The organism is Acinetobacter lactucae (genome assembly GCF_013122135.1).
GTDB lineage: Bacteria > Pseudomonadota > Gammaproteobacteria > Pseudomonadales > Moraxellaceae > Acinetobacter > Acinetobacter lactucae.
The window spans coordinates 1,136,651-1,154,384 of the sequence record NZ_CP053391.1 but is presented as its reverse complement, the minus strand read 5'-3'; the positions used below and the strand labels follow the sequence as shown (position 1 = coordinate 1,154,384).

Annotated in this window: 12 protein-coding genes; 3 read left to right on the top strand and 9 right to left on the bottom strand. The window is 38.9% G+C overall.

Annotation, left to right across the window (positions count from 1 at the left end; genetic code table 11):
• Window positions 1–85 precede the first annotated feature (85 nt).
• Together basF and basE are read right to left on the bottom strand one after the other, a co-directional pair.
• Entirely contained in the window at window positions 86–955 is an 870-nt protein-coding gene (gene basF, locus HLV59_RS05345) for an acinetobactin biosynthesis bifunctional isochorismatase/aryl carrier protein BasF (RefSeq protein WP_171429482.1), read from the bottom strand.
• A 17-nt stretch (window positions 956–972) separates the two neighbouring features.
• Entirely contained in the window at window positions 973–2,601 is a 1,629-nt protein-coding gene (gene basE / locus HLV59_RS05340; protein WP_171429481.1) for a (2,3-dihydroxybenzoyl)adenylate synthase BasE, read from the bottom strand.
• A gap of 161 nt (window positions 2,602–2,762) precedes the next feature.
• On the opposite strand from basE, the gene basD reads away from it, so the two are divergent.
• Both basD and basC read left to right on the top strand, forming a co-directional pair.
• Entirely contained in the window at window positions 2,763–5,705 is a 2,943-nt protein-coding gene (gene basD / locus HLV59_RS05335; protein ID WP_216606758.1) for an acinetobactin non-ribosomal peptide synthetase subunit BasD, read from the top strand.
• Window positions 5,706–5,752: 47 nt separating this feature from the next.
• Window positions 5,753–7,063, top strand: a complete 1,311-nt coding sequence (basC, locus tag HLV59_RS05330) for a putative histamine N-monooxygenase (protein ID WP_171429480.1) — start codon at window positions 5,753–5,755, stop codon at window positions 7,061–7,063.
• Between the two features lie 63 nt (window positions 7,064–7,126).
• Here basC and bauA read toward each other — a convergent pair whose 3' ends face one another.
• The 6 genes from bauA to HLV59_RS18770 form a co-directional block, all read right to left on the bottom strand.
• Window positions 7,127–9,427: a TonB-dependent ferric acinetobactin receptor BauA gene (gene bauA / locus HLV59_RS05325; protein ID WP_171429479.1), complete on the bottom strand. Its 2,301-nt coding sequence runs from the start codon at window positions 9,425–9,427 to the stop codon at window positions 7,127–7,129.
• Window positions 9,428–9,512: 85 nt separating this feature from the next.
• Window positions 9,513–10,481: a siderophore-binding periplasmic lipoprotein BauB gene (bauB, locus tag HLV59_RS05320; RefSeq protein WP_086394232.1), complete on the bottom strand. Its 969-nt coding sequence runs from the start codon at window positions 10,479–10,481 to the stop codon at window positions 9,513–9,515.
• A 6-nt stretch (window positions 10,482–10,487) separates the two neighbouring features.
• Complete coding sequence (gene bauE, locus HLV59_RS05315; protein WP_171429478.1) at window positions 10,488–11,258, bottom strand: ferric acinetobactin ABC transporter ATP-binding protein BauE; 771 nt, start codon at window positions 11,256–11,258, stop codon at window positions 10,488–10,490.
• Entirely contained in the window at window positions 11,255–12,202 is a 948-nt protein-coding gene (bauC, locus tag HLV59_RS05310; protein ID WP_171429477.1) for a ferric acinetobactin ABC transporter permease subunit BauC, read from the bottom strand. The genes bauE and bauC overlap by 4 nt, the downstream gene beginning before the upstream one ends.
• Window positions 12,202–13,143 carry a ferric acinetobactin ABC transporter permease subunit BauD gene (bauD, locus tag HLV59_RS05305; RefSeq protein WP_001210791.1) on the bottom strand — a complete coding sequence of 314 codons (942 nt, stop codon included), beginning with the start codon at window positions 13,141–13,143 and terminating at the stop codon, window positions 12,202–12,204. Before bauD ends, bauC begins: the two co-directional genes overlap by 1 nt.
• Window positions 13,143–13,274 (bottom strand): hypothetical protein, encoded by a 132-nt coding sequence (locus HLV59_RS18770; protein ID WP_001218004.1) that lies wholly within the window; start codon window positions 13,272–13,274, stop codon window positions 13,143–13,145. Before HLV59_RS18770 ends, bauD begins: the two co-directional genes overlap by 1 nt.
• A gap of 501 nt (window positions 13,275–13,775) precedes the next feature.
• On the opposite strand from HLV59_RS18770, the gene basB reads away from it, so the two are divergent.
• Window positions 13,776–15,806 (top strand): acinetobactin non-ribosomal peptide synthetase subunit BasB, encoded by a 2,031-nt coding sequence (gene basB, locus HLV59_RS05300; protein ID WP_171430580.1) that lies wholly within the window; start codon window positions 13,776–13,778, stop codon window positions 15,804–15,806.
• Between the two features lie 70 nt (window positions 15,807–15,876).
• Here basB and HLV59_RS05295 read toward each other — a convergent pair whose 3' ends face one another.
• Window positions 15,877–17,724, bottom strand: a complete 1,848-nt coding sequence (locus HLV59_RS05295) for an AMP-binding protein (RefSeq protein WP_171429476.1) — start codon at window positions 17,722–17,724, stop codon at window positions 15,877–15,879.
• Window positions 17,725–17,734: the final 10 nt, after the last annotated feature.

Sequence of the window (17,734 nt, the reverse complement as noted above, 5' to 3'; positions counted from 1 at the left end):
CGTCTAAGGAGTCGCTATCAAAGATATAAATTTTATGTATAAATTTAGCGACCAGGATTTGTCGTATGCCTTATGAGGCAACCCTCTACCCTGCAATCCTTTGCCGTGCATCCACCAATGACCACCAATTTGATAAAGTGGGTGTGCGTCCTAATTCTTCAAAACTAATATTGATTCCCTGCGCTTTGAGTTCCGAAGAAAACTGCATAATCCGTAATGAGTCCAATCCATAAAGAATCAGGTTTTCTTCTGGATCTAATTCATCTTCTTCAATAAGCTGCTGGACCTTTTGCTCTAGCCAAGGTCGTGTAATGCCTGTTGCCACCTGCCCCACTACAGATTCGGTATCCACAACTTGACCGCAACGTGAAGATACATATTTCAAAGCTAAGCGATGTTCTTCTTCTGAAAAATCGGCAACTGCATCCCCAACAAGAAAGGGTTGTATGTCACTCATAAAGGCTTCAATTGCCGTAACCATGCACCCGATATGGGCATAGACACCGCCAATAATGAGCTGATCACGTTTCCAATTTTGCATTCTTTCAAGCAAATCCGAACGTTTAAACGCGCTATAACGCCATTTCGTTAAGACAATGTCATGTTCAGCAGGAGAAAGTTGATCAATAATTTTTTGCTGATCGATTGTTGAGGCTGGCAAACCCGGTCCCCACATCGCATTCAGTAATGCGCGATCCTCCGCTGGTTGTTCATAAGGCTGTGCTGTATAGACAACCGGAACATTGTTCTGATGTGCCCAAGTTCTTAGTTGAACTAAATGATTAACAACCGTTTTAATTAATTCACTTTCAGCATCGTAAAAATTTAAAAAGTAGCGTTGCATATCATGAATTAATAAAACTGCTCGAGAAGGATCTAACTGCCAGTCTGTTTTATTATTTGGATAACTCTCTCTTTTGGGCATGAGATAAGTGGAAATTTTTGCAATAGCCATATGCTGCTCAATATTTATTAAGATGTTGTAGATGTATTTAAAATGCTGCGAAGTTGTTTTTTGTCGACCTTACCGACTGCGGTCAGTGGCAAACTTTCAATTAATTTGATCTGGTCTGGAAGTTTGTATTGTGCAATGCCCAACTCCATGAGATGGCGTCTGAGCACAACAGCTTTAAGTTCAGGATTGCGAGAGACAATATAGGCACAACTTTTTTCACCGAATTGTTCATCAACAATTGCGACCAAAGCTGCGTGCATAACTTCCGGATGTAAAAGAATAAGTTTTTCTATTTCTTCCGAAGCAATCTTTTCACCACCACGGTTAATCTGGTCTTTAATTCTTCCTACCACACGTAAATTGCCATCAAGGGTACGCTGCACGAGATCGCCCGAATAGTAATAGTTGTCCTCATCAAAGACCTGTGAATTATGTTCAGGGCTTTGGTAATAACCACAAAAGGTATAAGGTCCCCGAGTCGCAAGCATCCCTATTTCACCTTCTGGGACTTCTTTATACTGCTCATCTACAATTTTGATTTCATCATCAGAACTGATAGGACGCCCTTGGGTTGTAAAGATTTGCTCATCGGAGTCATCGAGTCTGGTGTAATTGACCAAGCCTTCGGCCATTCCAAATACTTGTTGTAATTTACAATTGAGGACTTCAGGAACTTGACGGGCTAAAGATTCAGGGAAACTTGCTCCTCCCACTTGAAGCAACTCTAAAGACTGGATTTGATCTTTATATTGAGCGGCTTTTTCTAGCCACATAATGACAGCACTCGGCACTAAAGATGCCATATTGACTTGATGTCTTTGAATAATAGAGAAGCAATTGAGCGGTTCAGGATTTGGTGCCATAACAACACATCCACCTGCATGTAAAACGCCTAATGCACCGGGTGAACTCAACATAAAGTTATGCGGAGCTGGCAGAGCACACAATAACCGGGTATTTGTGTTTAAACCGCAAATCTCGGCACTGGCCCGCACACTATAGTCATAGTCATTATGCGTGCGTGGAATAAGTTTTGGTGTTCCCGTACTTCCACCTGACAACTGAAAGAAAGCAACTTCATCAGCAGGTGTAGATGAAAAATCGACAAAGGTCTCTGCTGGTGTTTCAATCCAGTCTAATAGTCCGAAATCGGTAGCTTGATGATTGAGCATCAAAATAATTTCAGGACTTAAATCTACTTCATGAAGTGAGTCAATAAATTGATTATTGCTAAAGACTTCATGCTGACGCGAACCAATTAAAAGCTTAGGTTGAATCTGTTTAATAAAGGCATTTAGTTCATATTGGCGATGGCTATATAGTGCATTGAGCACAACCACGCCTGCTTTAAGCAAGGCAAAAAAGACAATATAAAACTCCGTAACATTGGGAAGTTGTACTAACGCAGTATCACCCTTGCCCAAGCCTTTTTCAGCTAGTCGAGAAGCTAAATTCGTTGATAGCCGGTCCAGCTCGATATAACTTAACTGACGCTCACCACAAATAATTGCCGGCGAATGCGGATGCGATTGAACCCCTACCGTTAAAATGCGCGTCAAAGGTTGGTCAATCCAATAACCTTTATTTCGATAGTGTTGCGCTCTCTCTGGAGACCAGTGAACAAACTCAATCAACTGTTTTTTCATGACATTCTAAATATTCAATTTAATTTAATGGTTATCAAGCTATTGATTCTTCTTAAATTTTCTTACATATCGGTATAAATATTTAATTTGAATACCGACAAAAGAAAACTCTTAAGACGGACAAGCTATATATTCACAGCAAAATTGAAAATGATTAACAAATGCAACTGGTAATCATTTTCATTTGTTTGTATGATGCTGAAACAAGATTAATTTGTCAACCGAGTTATCGTTCAATGTGTGAATTAACTTCGATGCAAGCGGCCTGCTGGTTTGGCCGCTCTGGCAACGCAACTTTAGGTGGGGTTGCTGCCCACCTCTATGCAGAATTTGACGGTCAATTTATTGATCTACAAAAATTACATTTAGCACTTCAACGACTTTATAAAGAACACGCTATTTTGAGATTAAGTTTGAGCGCAGATGGCATCGCAAATATCATGTCTGAGAAGGCTCAACAGATATTAGAAGTCGATGATTTTTCAAAGCTTAGCAATCATCAAATTGAGCAAATGCTCATGCAAAAACGGGAGCAATGGACCCATCAAAAACTTGATTTAAGTCAGGGCCAGACTGCAAGATTTTCTGTAAGTGTTCTTAAAAATAACATTTTCCGTTTTCATATAGATACGGACATGATTGCTATAGATCCATCCAGCTTCTTGAATTTAATGGAAGATCTTTCTTTGTTTTATGAAGACCCAGAAATATCATTCTCCCGCCCGCCTAATTTTTTTGACTGGTATCAAAAAATACGGACGGACCCTGACCTAAAAAAATTAAACCAACGAGACCGCTTATGGTGGAAACAACGTTTGCCTCATATTAGCCCTGCTCCGTCTTTACCTTTCATTAATCAAGAATTTAAAACAGCAAAAAGTGATCGTTTAAGAACTTGGTTGTCGCCAAAAGAACGAACAGCATTACAACAACTTGCTAGAGAACAACGCATTACTCTGACTAACCTAATACTAGGTTTATTTGCCTATACGCTTAGTCATGCAACCAAAGATCACAGCTTCCGATTGAATATTCCTACTTTTTGGCGTGAACCGGTTTTAAAAAATGTCGAAGGCACTATTGGTGATTTCGCTAATTTAGTCATTCTAAATGTCGATATGAAAGAGACAACGACCTTAGCCGCATTCTGCAAACAAATAGCAAATCAAATGCTTGAGTTATTAGAGCATTCACATTATTCGGGTGTGAATGTTCTACGTGACCTGTCCCGTTATCATGGTAGTGCACAGATTGCTCCCGTGGTATTTACAGCGGCACTCGACTTAGAAAATGATAATTTACTTTCCGAACGTGTCCGCCGTGTTTTTGGCTCAATGAATTGGGTCATTTCACAAGGACCGCAAGTTGCACTTGATGCACAAGTTGCTCATGTAGATGACGGTATTTTAGTTAATTGGGACATCCGTTTAGATGCTCTACCCAAAGAATGGATCACGAATTTATTTGAATCTTTCATTCATTTACTTAAAAATCTTGCCGCACATCCTGAGCAACTGAATACACAAATTATAAGCCCAGTACAAAATACCTCGTCAGATCGTACGTCTCAAAAACCATTAAACGCGTTACAGCAAGCCTACCTATTAGGTCGAACTCAGGCCCTTCCGTTAGGTGGTGTTGCCATGCAAGAGTTTAGGCAGTATCACGGCAAAATGGATATTGTTTTATTAAAACAACGATTGACAGAAATGGTACGGCGGCATGACAGCTTACGAACCTATATTGATAAAAATAGGTTAGAACAATATGTAAGCGATCAAGTGAGTGTCAATTTAAAAGAAATAGACCTAACGACATGGGAACCTGAACGTGCTGCTCACCACATCCAGTCCTATAAAAATAGTTATACGCATGAGCTATTTGATTTAAATCAGTCGCCTTGGAATATCACCGTATTTTTATTAAAAAATAATCTACTAACGATTTTTGTCCGCTTTGATGCATTAATTTTAGATGGCCGATCTATAGCTTCACTTATGTTAGAGCTATTCGACGGACAACAACATGATATCCAAACGCAAATAGAAGAAAATGAAGCTGAAAATAGCTTACCTGTTCATCAGGAAGATATGGCTTACTGGGAAAGAAAATTTTCTAAATTATCGTCTATTCCAGCGCTTCCTTGGAAAACACCCTTACAACATTTACCGACTTCACGTTACCAACGTAACAGTCTAGTTATAGAAAAAGATCAATTTAAACAGTTGTCTAAAATTGGTGCAAAACATTCACTGTTTAAAAACTCAATTATTATGGCGATTATTTTGGAAGTGCTATCTCATTGGAGCACGGACAAATCTCTATGCGTTGCTGTTCCTACACTTCCCCTCTATGCCGGACCATTTTCAAATAGCTCTACGTTTATTGCTGTTGAGTGGAAAACTTCAGATCAATTTGCTGAACAAGCAAACCGTTTGCAGACGGAAGTTTTAGAGGGTTTACAGCATCTTTCATTTTCAGGCGTTGATCTCGCTCGACTATTATTTGAAAAAGTTGGTGTTGCTCCAGTACTACCAATTGTAATTACAAATGGTTTGTCATGGCCTGTATTATCTGAATCTCATCCTATTCAGCAACAAGATGGCCTTACTCAAACACCTCAAGTTGCAATTGATATTCGCTTTAGCACAAGAAATGACGGCGCTTTAATTTTCGATATTGATTATGCCCAAGAAGCATTTCCTTCCCATATGATTGAAGATTTCTTGAATGCACTGCAATTAGCAATCAAGCAAATTATTGGCTCAGAAATATTCAGTTTTGATCTCAGCAATTTTTTCAATGAGCTTCAAAATAAAAGGCCATATTTTAAGAATACTGAGTCCGACCATTCATCTACACCACTTGAAAATAATACCAAACAGCAAAATCAACTACTCGACATTTATCTAGAAGTAATAGGTCACATGCCAAATAAGGAAGTGGACAACTCAACTCATTTTACTCATCTCGGCCTGCGTCCACATCATTTAAAGGTCGTTTCAAAACGTATTAATGAAACATACGCGATTCAGCTCTCACCTGTTCAACTTATTCAATGTCGCAATATTGCTGATGTAGAGAAACTACTAACACCACATTAATTCGTATTTTTAACTTTCATAACTTTGGAAACAGATAAAGTATAAACATGAAAAAAATAGATATTACCGGAATTGGTATTGGGCCATTCAACTTAGGTTTAGCTGCTCTTTTGTCTCATCATCCCGAAATCAAAAGCGTATTTTTAGAACGCAAACCAGAATTTCGATGGCATGAAGGGTTGCTATTGCAAGGCACGACATTACAAGTTCCTTTCTTTGCCGACTTGGTTACTATGGCCAATCCTTGCCATTCATTAGGCTATATTAATTATTTACATCAACATGATCGTTTACATCAGTTTTATTATTACGACAGTTTTTTAATTCCACGCCGTGAATATGACCATTATTGCCGTTGGGCTTCAAAACAGTTACCAGACTGTCAATTTGGAGAAAACGTAAGTCATGTGGAATATGACGCCAAACTCGATAAATTTATTATAGAAAGTGAATCAGCCTCGGGCGAAAAACAAAAATATATAAGCCAAAATCTGGCGATTGGTATTGGAACTAAACCTCGAATTCCTAAATGGCTAGAAACATGCAAACACCCTTTGGTAAAACATTCTGCGGAGTTTGCAAAAATTCAGGAACAACTCAAACAATGTAAACAAGTCACGGTTATTGGTTCGGGCCAGAGTGCAGCAGAATGTGTACTTGCTTTATTTAATTCACTTACACCAGAACAAGTAAAAGCAGGTGCATCTATTCGTTGGATCACACGTTCTGCCGGCTTTCACCCGATGGAATATTCTAAGCTTGGACAAGAATGTTTTACTCCTGCATATATGCAATATTTCCAAAGTCTGCCTAGAGATAAACGTCGTGATATTGCTGCTAGTCAGGGCCTGATCTATAAAGGAATTAGTTTCTCAACCATTGGTGATATATATGATGTACTTTATGAGCGTTCAGTGGCTGGTGAGAAATCTGGTTTAAGTCTATATACAAGCTGTGAAGTTGTATCGGTTGAAGAACTTGAATCGGGTTCTCTGCGTTTAACCTGTTTGCATACCCAACTCGATCAACGTTGCGATTTAGAAACTGATGCCCTTGTCGCGGCTACAGGCTATGTTCATGATTGGCCAGAATGGTTCCAAAATATGAAAGGTTCTATTTTAGCGGTTGATGATAAAAATGATTGTATTGTTCAAGAAGACTTTACGGCTTTACGTTGTGATCAGGGCCAAGGTCGAATTTTCATTCAAAATGCCGAGATTTTTCAGCAAGGTGTAGGTTCTCCAGACTTAGGGATCGGAGCAACCCGAAACTCAGTGATTATTAATCAATTACTGGGGCGTAATGCTTATCGAATTCCTAAACAGTCTTCTTTCCAGCACTATGGTTTACCAGAATAAAATATGAATATCATAAAAAACCCGCGATTGCGGGTTTTTTATTCGGTTGAAGATTACAACAAATTAAAAGTCATATGATACAGATAGCATATATGTTCTTGGTGCACCTAAAGCCAAATTCGTCAATTGTGGCTGTGCCCAATACGCTTTGTTGGTTAAGTTGTAGATATTGGCACGGAAAGTCACTGGGTGGTTCTCGACTTTCGTGCTATAGCGTGCGCCAACATCTAAGAGCGTACGCCCAGGTACGGACAAGGTATTTTCTGCATTAATATATTGCTTGGAAACTGCATTGATATTTCCTGATAAGGTTAAAATCCCTTGTGCTACTTGAGTATCCCACTCTGCTCCAAGCTTAGCCTGATTTTTTGGCACAGCAACTGCTGTATGACCATCGTTTTTTCCACTCTTAGTCTTAGTAAGTTCAGGATCAAGATAAGTAAAGCCCCCCATTAAACGTACATGTTCAATCGGTGAACCAAAGAATGACCATTCAATACCACGATTTCGTTGTTCTCCATCCGAAACAAAGGTAGATAAGTTATTCACAAGCTTTGAAGGGTCTAAATAACTATTTGGTTTGGTAATTTCGAATGCACTCAAGGTATGCGCAAATGTCCCCAAATCAACCTTCAAACCAAGTTCCTGTTGTTTGGTTTTTTGAGGAGGAAATATTTCCCCTGGATTTGATGCATTTGCAGGTGCCTGATCTCCCTTTGTCAAACCTTCAATATAGTTTGCATAAACAGAAATTTTATCAGTCGCTTTAATCAGTAAGGCGACACCAGGGGTGGTTGCTGATTTAGCATTTTCAGGTAATGTATTAACAGAACTTGTTGCTTTTACAGTCTGATGACGAAGTCCTAAAGTCAACTGTACTTTATCTTGAGCAAACGACAATGTATCGGCTAAACCGAAGCTAGAGGTGGAGAGTGTCGAATGAAATAGAAACGGCGGTGTAAATTCCGGTTTAGGCCCCCAATTTGGATTAGGATCATAAATATTCGTAAAAACAGGTTCACCAAAACCTGGGATAATTCTATAACCATAATCATCTTGTGCATGATTATAGTAAGTTGCGTTGGCGACCCATTGATGTTTCACAGGCCCCGTCTCAAACTTGCCTTTAAAACCTGCATCTGCTGATTTTTTATCGACTTCAAAAGCAAGTTGCCCAAGTGTTGAACTCAGTGTTCCAGTGCTACTCGTAATCGTCCCTGCACTTGCCCCATTATATTTATATTTGGTTGTACTTTGTCCATAAGCCGCATATGCCATTAACTGATCAGAAAAATCATATTCGCCACGAATCATGGCACCTTTATCTTTGGTTTCAACAGAGCCCCAATCCGGACTAAGTAAGGTATCCGCTTTCGGTGGTTTCGGAATTCCAACTGCAGTAGAGACGTTAACACCACGTGTTACACCATCAACATGATCTAAGGCATCGTAAGCATCAACAAAAACACGTGCTTTTTCACCTTGCCAATCTAAGCCAAGCGAAAATAAACGACTTTCTTTCGACTGATCATTAACTGCTGCATCACCATCTCTATACATCCCATTGATACGAACGCCGAATTCTTTATTTTCACCAAATCTTCTTCCAACATCGACATGTCCACCAAACTGAGCATCCGACATATAAGTTGTGGTCAATCGTGCAAACGGTTCATCAGCCGCATATTTGGTCACTAGATTTACCGTTCCACCCACCGATCCTGCTGGCGGCATCCCATTTAACAAAGCGGAAGGGCCTTTCAACACCTCAACGCGGCTAAACATTTCCGGAGAAGTTCGATAAAATGGTGTGATACCGAAAAGTCCGTTCATTGACATATCATTCGTGCTCGAAGCATATCCACGAATATAATAGTTTTCACTCCAACCACCACTTGCACCGTTGGTATATATCGATGGATCAGTTGCTGCAATCACTTCTGTAATATCTTTTGCCTGTTTATCTTCGATATATTTATCGGTATAACTAATCGTATTAAATGGCGTATCTAGAAATTTTTTACTACCGAGAAATCCAACATTGCTCGATGTTGCAACTTGTCCGCCTGCATAAGTATCGTCTTGTTCAGCTTTTACGGTAATTGCTGGTAAAGCTGCTACATTTGTTTGAGCAGCTTGTTGTTCTAGAGTTTTTGTTGAATTATTAATAACAGCAGCATAGGTATTTGATGCACATAGTACAAATACAGTGCCTAATGCATAGCCTAATCGAAGGGCCATTTGTGCAGATGCAACACCATTTAATACAAAAGAACGTTGATTAATTCTTTGATCATTCCCACTTTTAAAATTACGGTTATCGCTAACGTTGTTCATTGAAAGACCTTTAATGTTGTGATTCATTTTTTATTAACTATCTGCTTAAAATACAAAGCAAAATAGTGAAAATTTATGCTGTAAAATTTGATTAAGTGATGTGAGTAAAAATTTATTGGTAGCCTTTTTTCACATCTTCCATCACTATTTTGAGTGAGGTTGGGCTTGCAGCAGTGGTGTACCACGCATCGGCATCGACAAAAATGACACGACCGTTTTTCCACGCTTTGGTTTGACGTAATAATGGATTTTCAACACTGGCAGCATTAATGTTTGAGCGATGTTCCATCACAGCAGTTCGGTCCACGATATAGAGAATATCTGGGTCCGCTTTTTTGATGAATTCACTCGAAATTGGTTGTCCATGTAGACTTGTATCCATCACACCACTTGCAGGCTTTACTCCAAAGGCATTAAAAATAAAGCCATAGCGTGACTGAATACCAAAATTACTAAATGCCCCATTGTTATGAAGAACAACTAACGCTCTTTCTGGGCGATTGGCCGTTACGGCTTGTACTTGCTTCACCTGTTCATCGAGTTCAGAAACTTTCTGGCGGGCTAAATCTTCTTTATTAAATATTTTTCCCAAGGTCATCATATGATCTTTAACCAGACCAATATGATTACTCTCACTATTGTTGAAGTTAATATCGTAGTGAATGGTCGGGGCAATTTTTGACAGTTCCTGATACTGATTAACGTGTAATGGCGTCATCAAAATCAAGTCTGGTTTTAATGCATATATTCTTTCCATGTTGGGCTGCACAATTGCACCCAAATCCTGAATTTGTGTATCTTTTTTATATTTTTCCAAAAAGTGTGGAACATAATCTTTTGGCATTCCCATAATCGGGACATTGAGTTGATCTAGAAAGTCAGCTTCATTCATATCAAGTACGGCAACGCGTTGCGGTAAATGATCTATCACCGTAGTTCCAAGCGCATGTTTCACCGTAATCGGTTCTGCGAGCTTCTGAGAAGCTTGAGTGGTATCTGCAACTTTTTGATCACATGCTTGTAGAGTGACAGCTGCCGCTATGATGAGGGCTACTCCCCCATACTTTTTCTTCCAGTTCATATGTATTCAAGCTCCAGATGAGTTGAAGTAATTACACATACAGCCACGCTCACTGTATGTAATTTCAAAATCAAGCTCGTACAGATCATTTAATTGCGCCTCTGTAATCACTTGTTCGGTTAACCCACTGAAATGAAGCTTGCCGTTCTTCAGCGCGACAATATGGTCCGAATAATTCGTGGCAAAATTGATGTCATGAATGACTAAAATCACAGTGCGCCCTTGTTCATCACATAAGCGCCTGAGTGCGCGCATAATTTGAACGGCATGTTTCATATCAAGGTTATTTAAGGGTTCATCTAATAAAAGTACGTCTGTTTGCTGGGCGATCGTCATCGCCAAAAAGGCCATTTGCCTTTGACCACCACTAATTTCATCTATGTAAGATTTGCGCAGCGGCTCTAAAGAAAGAAACTCAATCGCCTCATCAACCACCTGACGATCTTGCTCGGTTAAAACACCACGGCTATAGGGAAAGCGTCCAAATGACACCAGCTCTTCTACGGTTAAGCGCAAATTAAAGCCGGGTGCTTGACGTAAAGTCGCGACATGCTTCGCATAAACAGCGGTTTTAACATCCGCAATATTTTGATGATTAAGAAAAATCTCGCCTCTATCCGGCTCAATTAAACGTGCCATCATCATGAGTAAAGTCGATTTTCCGGCTCCATTTGGACCAATGAGTGACGTCACCTGACCTGTAGGAAATTCAACATTTACGTCAGTCAGTATTGGCTTATTTCCATATGACTTATTGATATTCTTGACATGAATCATGCAACACCTCGGGTACGAACCGTCAGCGCAAGGAAATAAATGCCACATACCAGATTGACCAAAATGCTGACGGTCGTTTTGTAATTAAAAACGTGCTCAACTAAAATTTGAGCAGCAATAAATATGGCAATCGTGATGGCACAACCCATAGGCAGCGTTAATTTATGCTTATAACTTCTTGCTAGTGCATAAGTAATATTGGCAATGAATACGCCCATAAATACTGTCGGGCCAATCAGACTGGTAGATACCGCAACCAAAATAGCGATCAGGGCTAAATAGAAGCTGACATAGCGGTGATGATGAATGCCTAATGAAATGGCTTGTTCACGTCCTAAAATCAGAACATCCAGAACAGGGAGTGCTTTTCTGCCGAGGAATAGAACAATGACTACGGCTACACTGGCATAAAATAAAGTTTCTGGCTGAGAGCGATTAAACGAAGCATAGCTAAGGCCTTGGAAAACAGAAAATTCACCAGGGTTAATTTTGAGTTGAATAAATTGAGTAACCGTCCCGACGACCATCGTAAGGACTAAACCTAAAAGCAACAGGAGAAACATATCATTTCTGCCATATGGCAATAACCACTTATGGATTACCCACGAATAAAGCAGCATTAAAACGATTGAGATAAAGAAATTACCATTTACCCCTAACTGGCTTAGTCCATGCGTTCCCCAAAAGAACAACAACAAAACTTGCCATAAGAGATAAATCGCTTCATAGCCCATAATGGAAGGGGTCAAAATACGATTACCGACCAATGTCTGAAAAACAATCGAGGAAAAAGCAACACAAATACCGGCTATAACAATCGTGGCAAGACGCAGAAGTCGGTTAGGAATGACGTAATCAAAATCTAACCCTGAGTTTAAAAATAAAAAACCTATTGCTAGACCAATGACAATCAAATAAATCATCCATAGCTTTGTAATACGCATTATCTGAACTCCCTCAAAATGAGGATGAGGAAAATAATTCCCCCCACACCACCTGCGGTAAGTCCAATTGGCACTTCAAATGGATAAATAATTGAACGACCAAGAATGTCGCAAATCAGTAATAGAGACGCTCCACCCAAAGCCACAATAGGCAAGGTTTTAGCTAAGTTCTCTCCGTATTTCAGTGCGACTAAATTGGGGACCACGAGTCCGACAAAAGGAATAGCGCCAACAGTAATCACTGTGGTTGAAACTGTAATGGCAACCAGTATTAAACCAATCGCGGCTATAGCTGCATAACTAAGTCCCAAGCTAGAAGCCATCTCTTCACCCATACCAATCACGGTAAAGCGGTGTGCAAAAAGATAAGTCAGGACAACAATCGGGAAAATAATGTAAATAACTTCATAGTGGCCTTGGACAATTTTTGAAAAATCCCCTAAAAGCCACCCTTGCATACTTTGTAAAATATTAAAGCGATAGGCATAAAACTCAGCTAAGGCACTCAGTACACTGCCGTACATCAAACCAATAACCGGTACTAACACCGTATTTCTAAAACGGATCCGACGAATAATTGCGATATAAATTAAGCTGGCAATAAAACAAAAAATGATCGCAAATATCATCTTACTCAGCGTGCTGGTTACTGGAACTAAAGTTAATGACACTAAAATTCCCAATTTGGCGGCATCTAAACCGCCCGAAGTTTCCGGTTCAACAAACTTGTTACGCACAATGTGCTGCAAGATGACACCACATACTGCCAACCCAATACCGGTGAGCACAATGGTAATTAAACGAGGGATACGGCTGGCTGTAAGAGTGAGCCAACTCTCATGAGAAAAAGAAAATAAGGTAGACCACTGTATTTGCTCAGCTCCGAGCAATAATGAACAAATACATAAAATGATAAAAATACAGAATAAGCCAAATCGCATCAGTGGCGTGCCCCACTTGAGCGTAATAAAGCCGATGCAAATTGCAAATTTAGTCCCATCAAACCAAAGCGAGGGAAAATTTGTTCAACATTTGATGGGCTTATTAACCTTTCATGATTGAATATTCTCATGAAAATTCCTCAATTTTATCGAGACAACAAAATAAGTTCCTTTTGAATAGGCAAAATCACAGCCCTATTCTTAGGATCGTTTTTTTCATCTTTAAATTATTTTTTGCCGAACCAATTTCAAATTAAATAAATATTAATCAATCACTTATTATTAATTTTCTATTTTAAAAATTCGTCATTCTCAATTGGCATTATCTTCTTGCAAATAATAATCTTGATGTAAATGAGAATCAATTATAGTATGTTTAAAGGTAAAATGTAACCCTACTGTTACATCAGTACAGTTCATGTGGACATCAACTCATTAGAAAAAGGTCAATTTTTGCAAAAAAGCAAATCTATAACATTATGAATTATTTGAAATTTAATCTAATGTAAAAAATTTGCGAAATAAAAATTGATGAAAATAGCCATTTGATAAACCAGGATTCATTTATGTTGGAACAATTTTCCAAATCGCCCTCTCTCCTTTCGGTTACTGATTACGAAGAACACATCTGGATGTTGCAACTACAGCAGCCTGAACAAGTTAATCGACGTTTTAATCTGTGGAAAATTAATCAAGGTTTAGACATTCAACTGCTCATTAAAGCTATTCAAGAGATTATTAAAACTACACCTGACTTAAATGTTCGCTATACATTTAGTGATGAAGGTGATTTATACAAATATCCATTTGATGATCATTCAGCTTGCCTAGAATTAAAAAAGAGCAATACAGAACAAGTATTTGAGCAGGTAGCTACCTTAAAAGCGCAATCATGGAATGCAGAATTTCATCCCCCTTTTTTTACAAGTCTCGTAGAAACTGAACAAGACTATTTTCTTATTTTAGCGCTCCACCCGATTCTTGATGAAAGCTATCAAAAGTCAGATTTTATTCAGGCTATACAAAATAGATATCTACAATATTCACCAAATAATATGCCATTGGTGCTGACTGAAATTGATATCTCACATCATCTAGATACAAGTTTCGCAAAAGCGTCAGAACAACCTAACCAAAACTATGTTTCAGAAATTATTTTAGAAGAGTTCCGAAATACTCTCGCTGAACCAGAAATGAGCCAACATGATGACTTTTTTGATTTTGGCGGCCATTCACTATTAGCAACACGAATTATTGGAAATCTACTTAATAAACATGGAATTGAGATTCAATTTAATGATTTCTTTAAATCTCCATCTGCTGCTGACTTAGCTCAATATGCTTTTGTTAAATCTGCAAAAACTGAAAAAACTACCTTACAAAGTGTCAATAAAGCCCCGCTTACTTTAGCTCAAGATTTCCTGTGGCAAGCTTATTCTGCATTCGATTTTAGCCCAATTTATAACTTGCCATTTGCCGTAGAATTCCTTGAAGAAATTAATGAAGACATTTTCTTTCAAGCCTTTACAGATATTGTTGAGCGCCATGCAGGTTTACGCACAATTTTTAATAGCGACAATGGTGAAACCTATCAACAGGTTGTTCCTACGTCTGAACTCCAACAATTCAAATGGTTTTGGAACAGTGCTGAAAGTAAAGATGCAACGCTTGCAAGTGAAGCTTCATATAAATTTGATTTAACCCGCGAACTTCCCTTAAGAATTCGTTTAATTCGAAATGCCAAAGGTCGCCAAACTCTATCGTTCTTAGTTCATCACATGGTGATTGATGAATGGTCTTTAAATACGATTATGGCTGACCTTGCGCATGCTTATCTTGCTCGCTCAAATGCTCAAGCACCAAACTGGAAGGCACCTGCCCAATCTATTCTTGATTTTTCTTTACTCCAGCAAAAGCAAGGGATCAACCAAGACCATCTAAATTATTGGACTAACCTGTTAAGAGGAGCAACCAAAGGTCTAAGCCTCCCTGTATCAGAACATGAATTAAATGCTGAAAAGGAAAAACCTCCAGTCCAATGGCTCGAACTTAAATTTGCACCAGAAATGTATGAAAAGCTCCTCGCATTTTCGAGACAACACAGCTCTTCTATTTTCGCGGTTCTCTATACTGCTATCGCCAATGCGTTACAGCAACAAGGTAATTTAAAAGATATTGTGATTGGTACTTCTGCTTCTGGACGAACTGATCCTGAGTTTTTTGATACAGTGGGTTACTTTACGACCATGGTTGCGCATCGCACACAGTTTAGCCCTTCAGATTCATTCCAATCATTGCTCCATAATATCAGCACAATGATTAATACCTCGATGGCCTATGCAGATATTCCAATCAACCATATTCAAAATGCATTAGGAATGAGCGTCGATGAAGGATTGTTATTTGATGTGTTTGTTCATATCCATTCAAATAACGCTTTGAACGGCGCACTCAAAACACCTCAGGGACAAGACCTTCCTTATCGCCAGATCTTGCCCGAACGTGATGAATCGATGTTTGGATTACATTTTGAAATTATGGAAAATGTGATTGATGGACAACATCAGTTAAGCATGATCATTACTTATCAAGCCCACCGCTTCCCGATAGTAACAGTGCAAAGTATCTGTGAAAAAATTAAGGCAACCTTAGCTCAAATCTAGTTGTCCTAAAACCAACCATGTGCTTAAAAGCAAACGGCTCAACTCGGCTTTTAAGCACATTTCAATTTTTCTATTTTATTTGCTGCTCTACTTTATTCACCACATCCTGAATTGTTTTGCAGCTAATGAGTGTATAAAAATCAATTTCTGTATTGAGCTTCTGAGAAAGTTTCTGAGCAATACTCATGAGTTGTTTCGGACGAATTCCTATCGCTAATATTTCACTTCTATAAAAAATATCCATTCTTTCAGCTTGGCTGTCAGCGATGCATTCACGGAAAACCGATAAGACCGAATCTCCCACCTCAGCGACTGATGACAGTGTTTTAGAGGAATTTGTAGCTAACGTAGAAGATACGTAAATTTTCCCCTGAGCGATTTCTTGCACAGCTTTACGATCAATTTTTCCATTTCGGGTCAAAGGTATGGTTTCGATGCCCAAATATTTCGAAGGAATATGTGAACTCGGCAAATGCACTTTTAAAAAGTTCTTTAATTCGGCGCTATTTAAGCGAGTAGTTTTGTATTTATTTTCTAAGGTGTAAACGGCGACTAACTCTTGAGTTTCAGTCGTTGGATGTACACAACTGACCACCACACAATTATGAATATACGGGTTCTTCGTTAAAGCATTTTCAACCTCGGCCGCAGAGATTCTCACGCCTTTTATCTTTAAATAACCTTCCTCACGTCCAGCAAAAATAATATTTCCATCTTCCCTAAAATATCCTTGATCACTCATGCGAAAAGCAGTTTGAGTTTCATTTTCGCTCACTTGAATTTCAACGAAATCTTTATAATTAATTTCCCCATCAAGTAAATAACCATTTGATAAATTCAGGCCGGTCATATACATGGTACCGACCTCGCCCATTTGGCAAGGCTTCAAATTTTCATCCAAAATAAAATAACGGTTATTTTCTAAAGCTTTTCCATAAGGAATAATTTCCTGATCTTGCTCATCAATTTCATGCCATATACTCCAAATTGTGGTCTCGGTAGGTCCACCTAATGAAAATAAACGAGCGTTAGGCAATTGTTGTCTTAACTTCGAGATGAGTGAAGGCTTGATATAGTCGCCACCTTGGGCAATTAAACGCAAAGACTGTAGTTGTTCTTTTTGAACTACGCTGAACAACATATCGACAATGGCAGGCACACTGCTCCAAAGCGTAACCTTGTAGCGATCTACTAAATTGGCCCAGACAACAGCATCTTTACTTTGCTCAAAGGATGGAACCACCAAAGTTGCGCCCACTGTCATTGAAGCAAATACATCAAATACCGACATATCATGATGAAACGGGGTTACCGCCATAATCACATCGTCAGCAGTAATTCTCCATTCCGAGATCGTCTGTTGTAGCGTATTTTCAGTGGCTTGATTATTTAGGACCACACATTTCGGAGTTCCTGTACTTCCCGAAGTATATAAATAATATGCCGGACGTCGGTTAATTTCGGCTTTAAAGCTCGGTTCATACTTAGTTGTGGCCGATAAAATTTCGTTAATATTTAGGTTTTGAACACCTGCAATGGATGAGCCACTCACCACAACATCTGCCCGACTATTCGTCAATAAATAGTTCAGTCTCGACGGTGGTGAATCCATATCTACAGGTAGCCAAATGATGCCCGTAAGCGCACATGCCAAAGCTGTATAAATATGTTCAGGACTTTTTCTCAGGCAAATTGCAACCACTGACCCTGTTGCCAAGTCTTGCTTTTTTAGCGCATACATGACTTTGGCAACCTGAGTCCCTACCTCAGCATAACTAATGCTACGGTCTTCAAAAACAAGTGCTGTTCGATTGGAATTTTGATCAAAAATATTTTCATAAATTTGCTTTAAGAAATTTTCTACGTTGTTATTTTTATCATTCATTTGCCCTAAATTTTGACTCAAATCTTTTAGCATTTATCTTGGT

Excerpts from the sequence above, each read along its gene's own strand:
- bauC (WP_171429477.1), bottom strand. The coding sequence starts at position 12,202 with ATGCGTATTACAAAGCTATGGATGATTTATTTGATTGTCATTGGTCTA.
- bauD (WP_001210791.1), bottom strand. The coding sequence starts at position 13,143 with ATGCGATTTGGCTTATTCTGTATTTTTATCATTTTATGTATTTGTTCA.
- basC (WP_171429480.1), top strand. The coding sequence starts at position 5,753 with ATGAAAAAAATAGATATTACCGGAATTGGTATTGGGCCATTCAACTTA.
- basE (WP_171429481.1), bottom strand. The coding sequence starts at position 2,601 with ATGAAAAAACAGTTGATTGAGTTTGTTCACTGGTCTCCAGAGAGAGCG.
- basD (WP_216606758.1), top strand. The coding sequence starts at position 2,763 with ATGCAACTGGTAATCATTTTCATTTGTTTGTATGATGCTGAAACAAGA.
- basB (WP_171430580.1), top strand. The coding sequence starts at position 13,776 with ATGTTGCAACTACAGCAGCCTGAACAAGTTAATCGACGTTTTAATCTG.
- bauE (WP_171429478.1), bottom strand. The coding sequence starts at position 11,258 with ATGATTCATGTCAAGAATATCAATAAGTCATATGGAAATAAGCCAATA.
- bauA (WP_171429479.1), bottom strand. The coding sequence starts at position 9,427 with ATGAATCACAACATTAAAGGTCTTTCAATGAACAACGTTAGCGATAAC.
- basF (WP_171429482.1), bottom strand. The coding sequence starts at position 955 with ATGGCTATTGCAAAAATTTCCACTTATCTCATGCCCAAAAGAGAGAGT.
- HLV59_RS18770 (WP_001218004.1), bottom strand. The coding sequence starts at position 13,274 with ATGAGAATATTCAATCATGAAAGGTTAATAAGCCCATCAAATGTTGAA.
- HLV59_RS05295 (WP_171429476.1), bottom strand. The coding sequence starts at position 17,724 with ATGCTAAAAGATTTGAGTCAAAATTTAGGGCAAATGAATGATAAAAAT.
- bauB (WP_086394232.1), bottom strand. The coding sequence starts at position 10,481 with ATGAACTGGAAGAAAAAGTATGGGGGAGTAGCCCTCATCATAGCGGCA.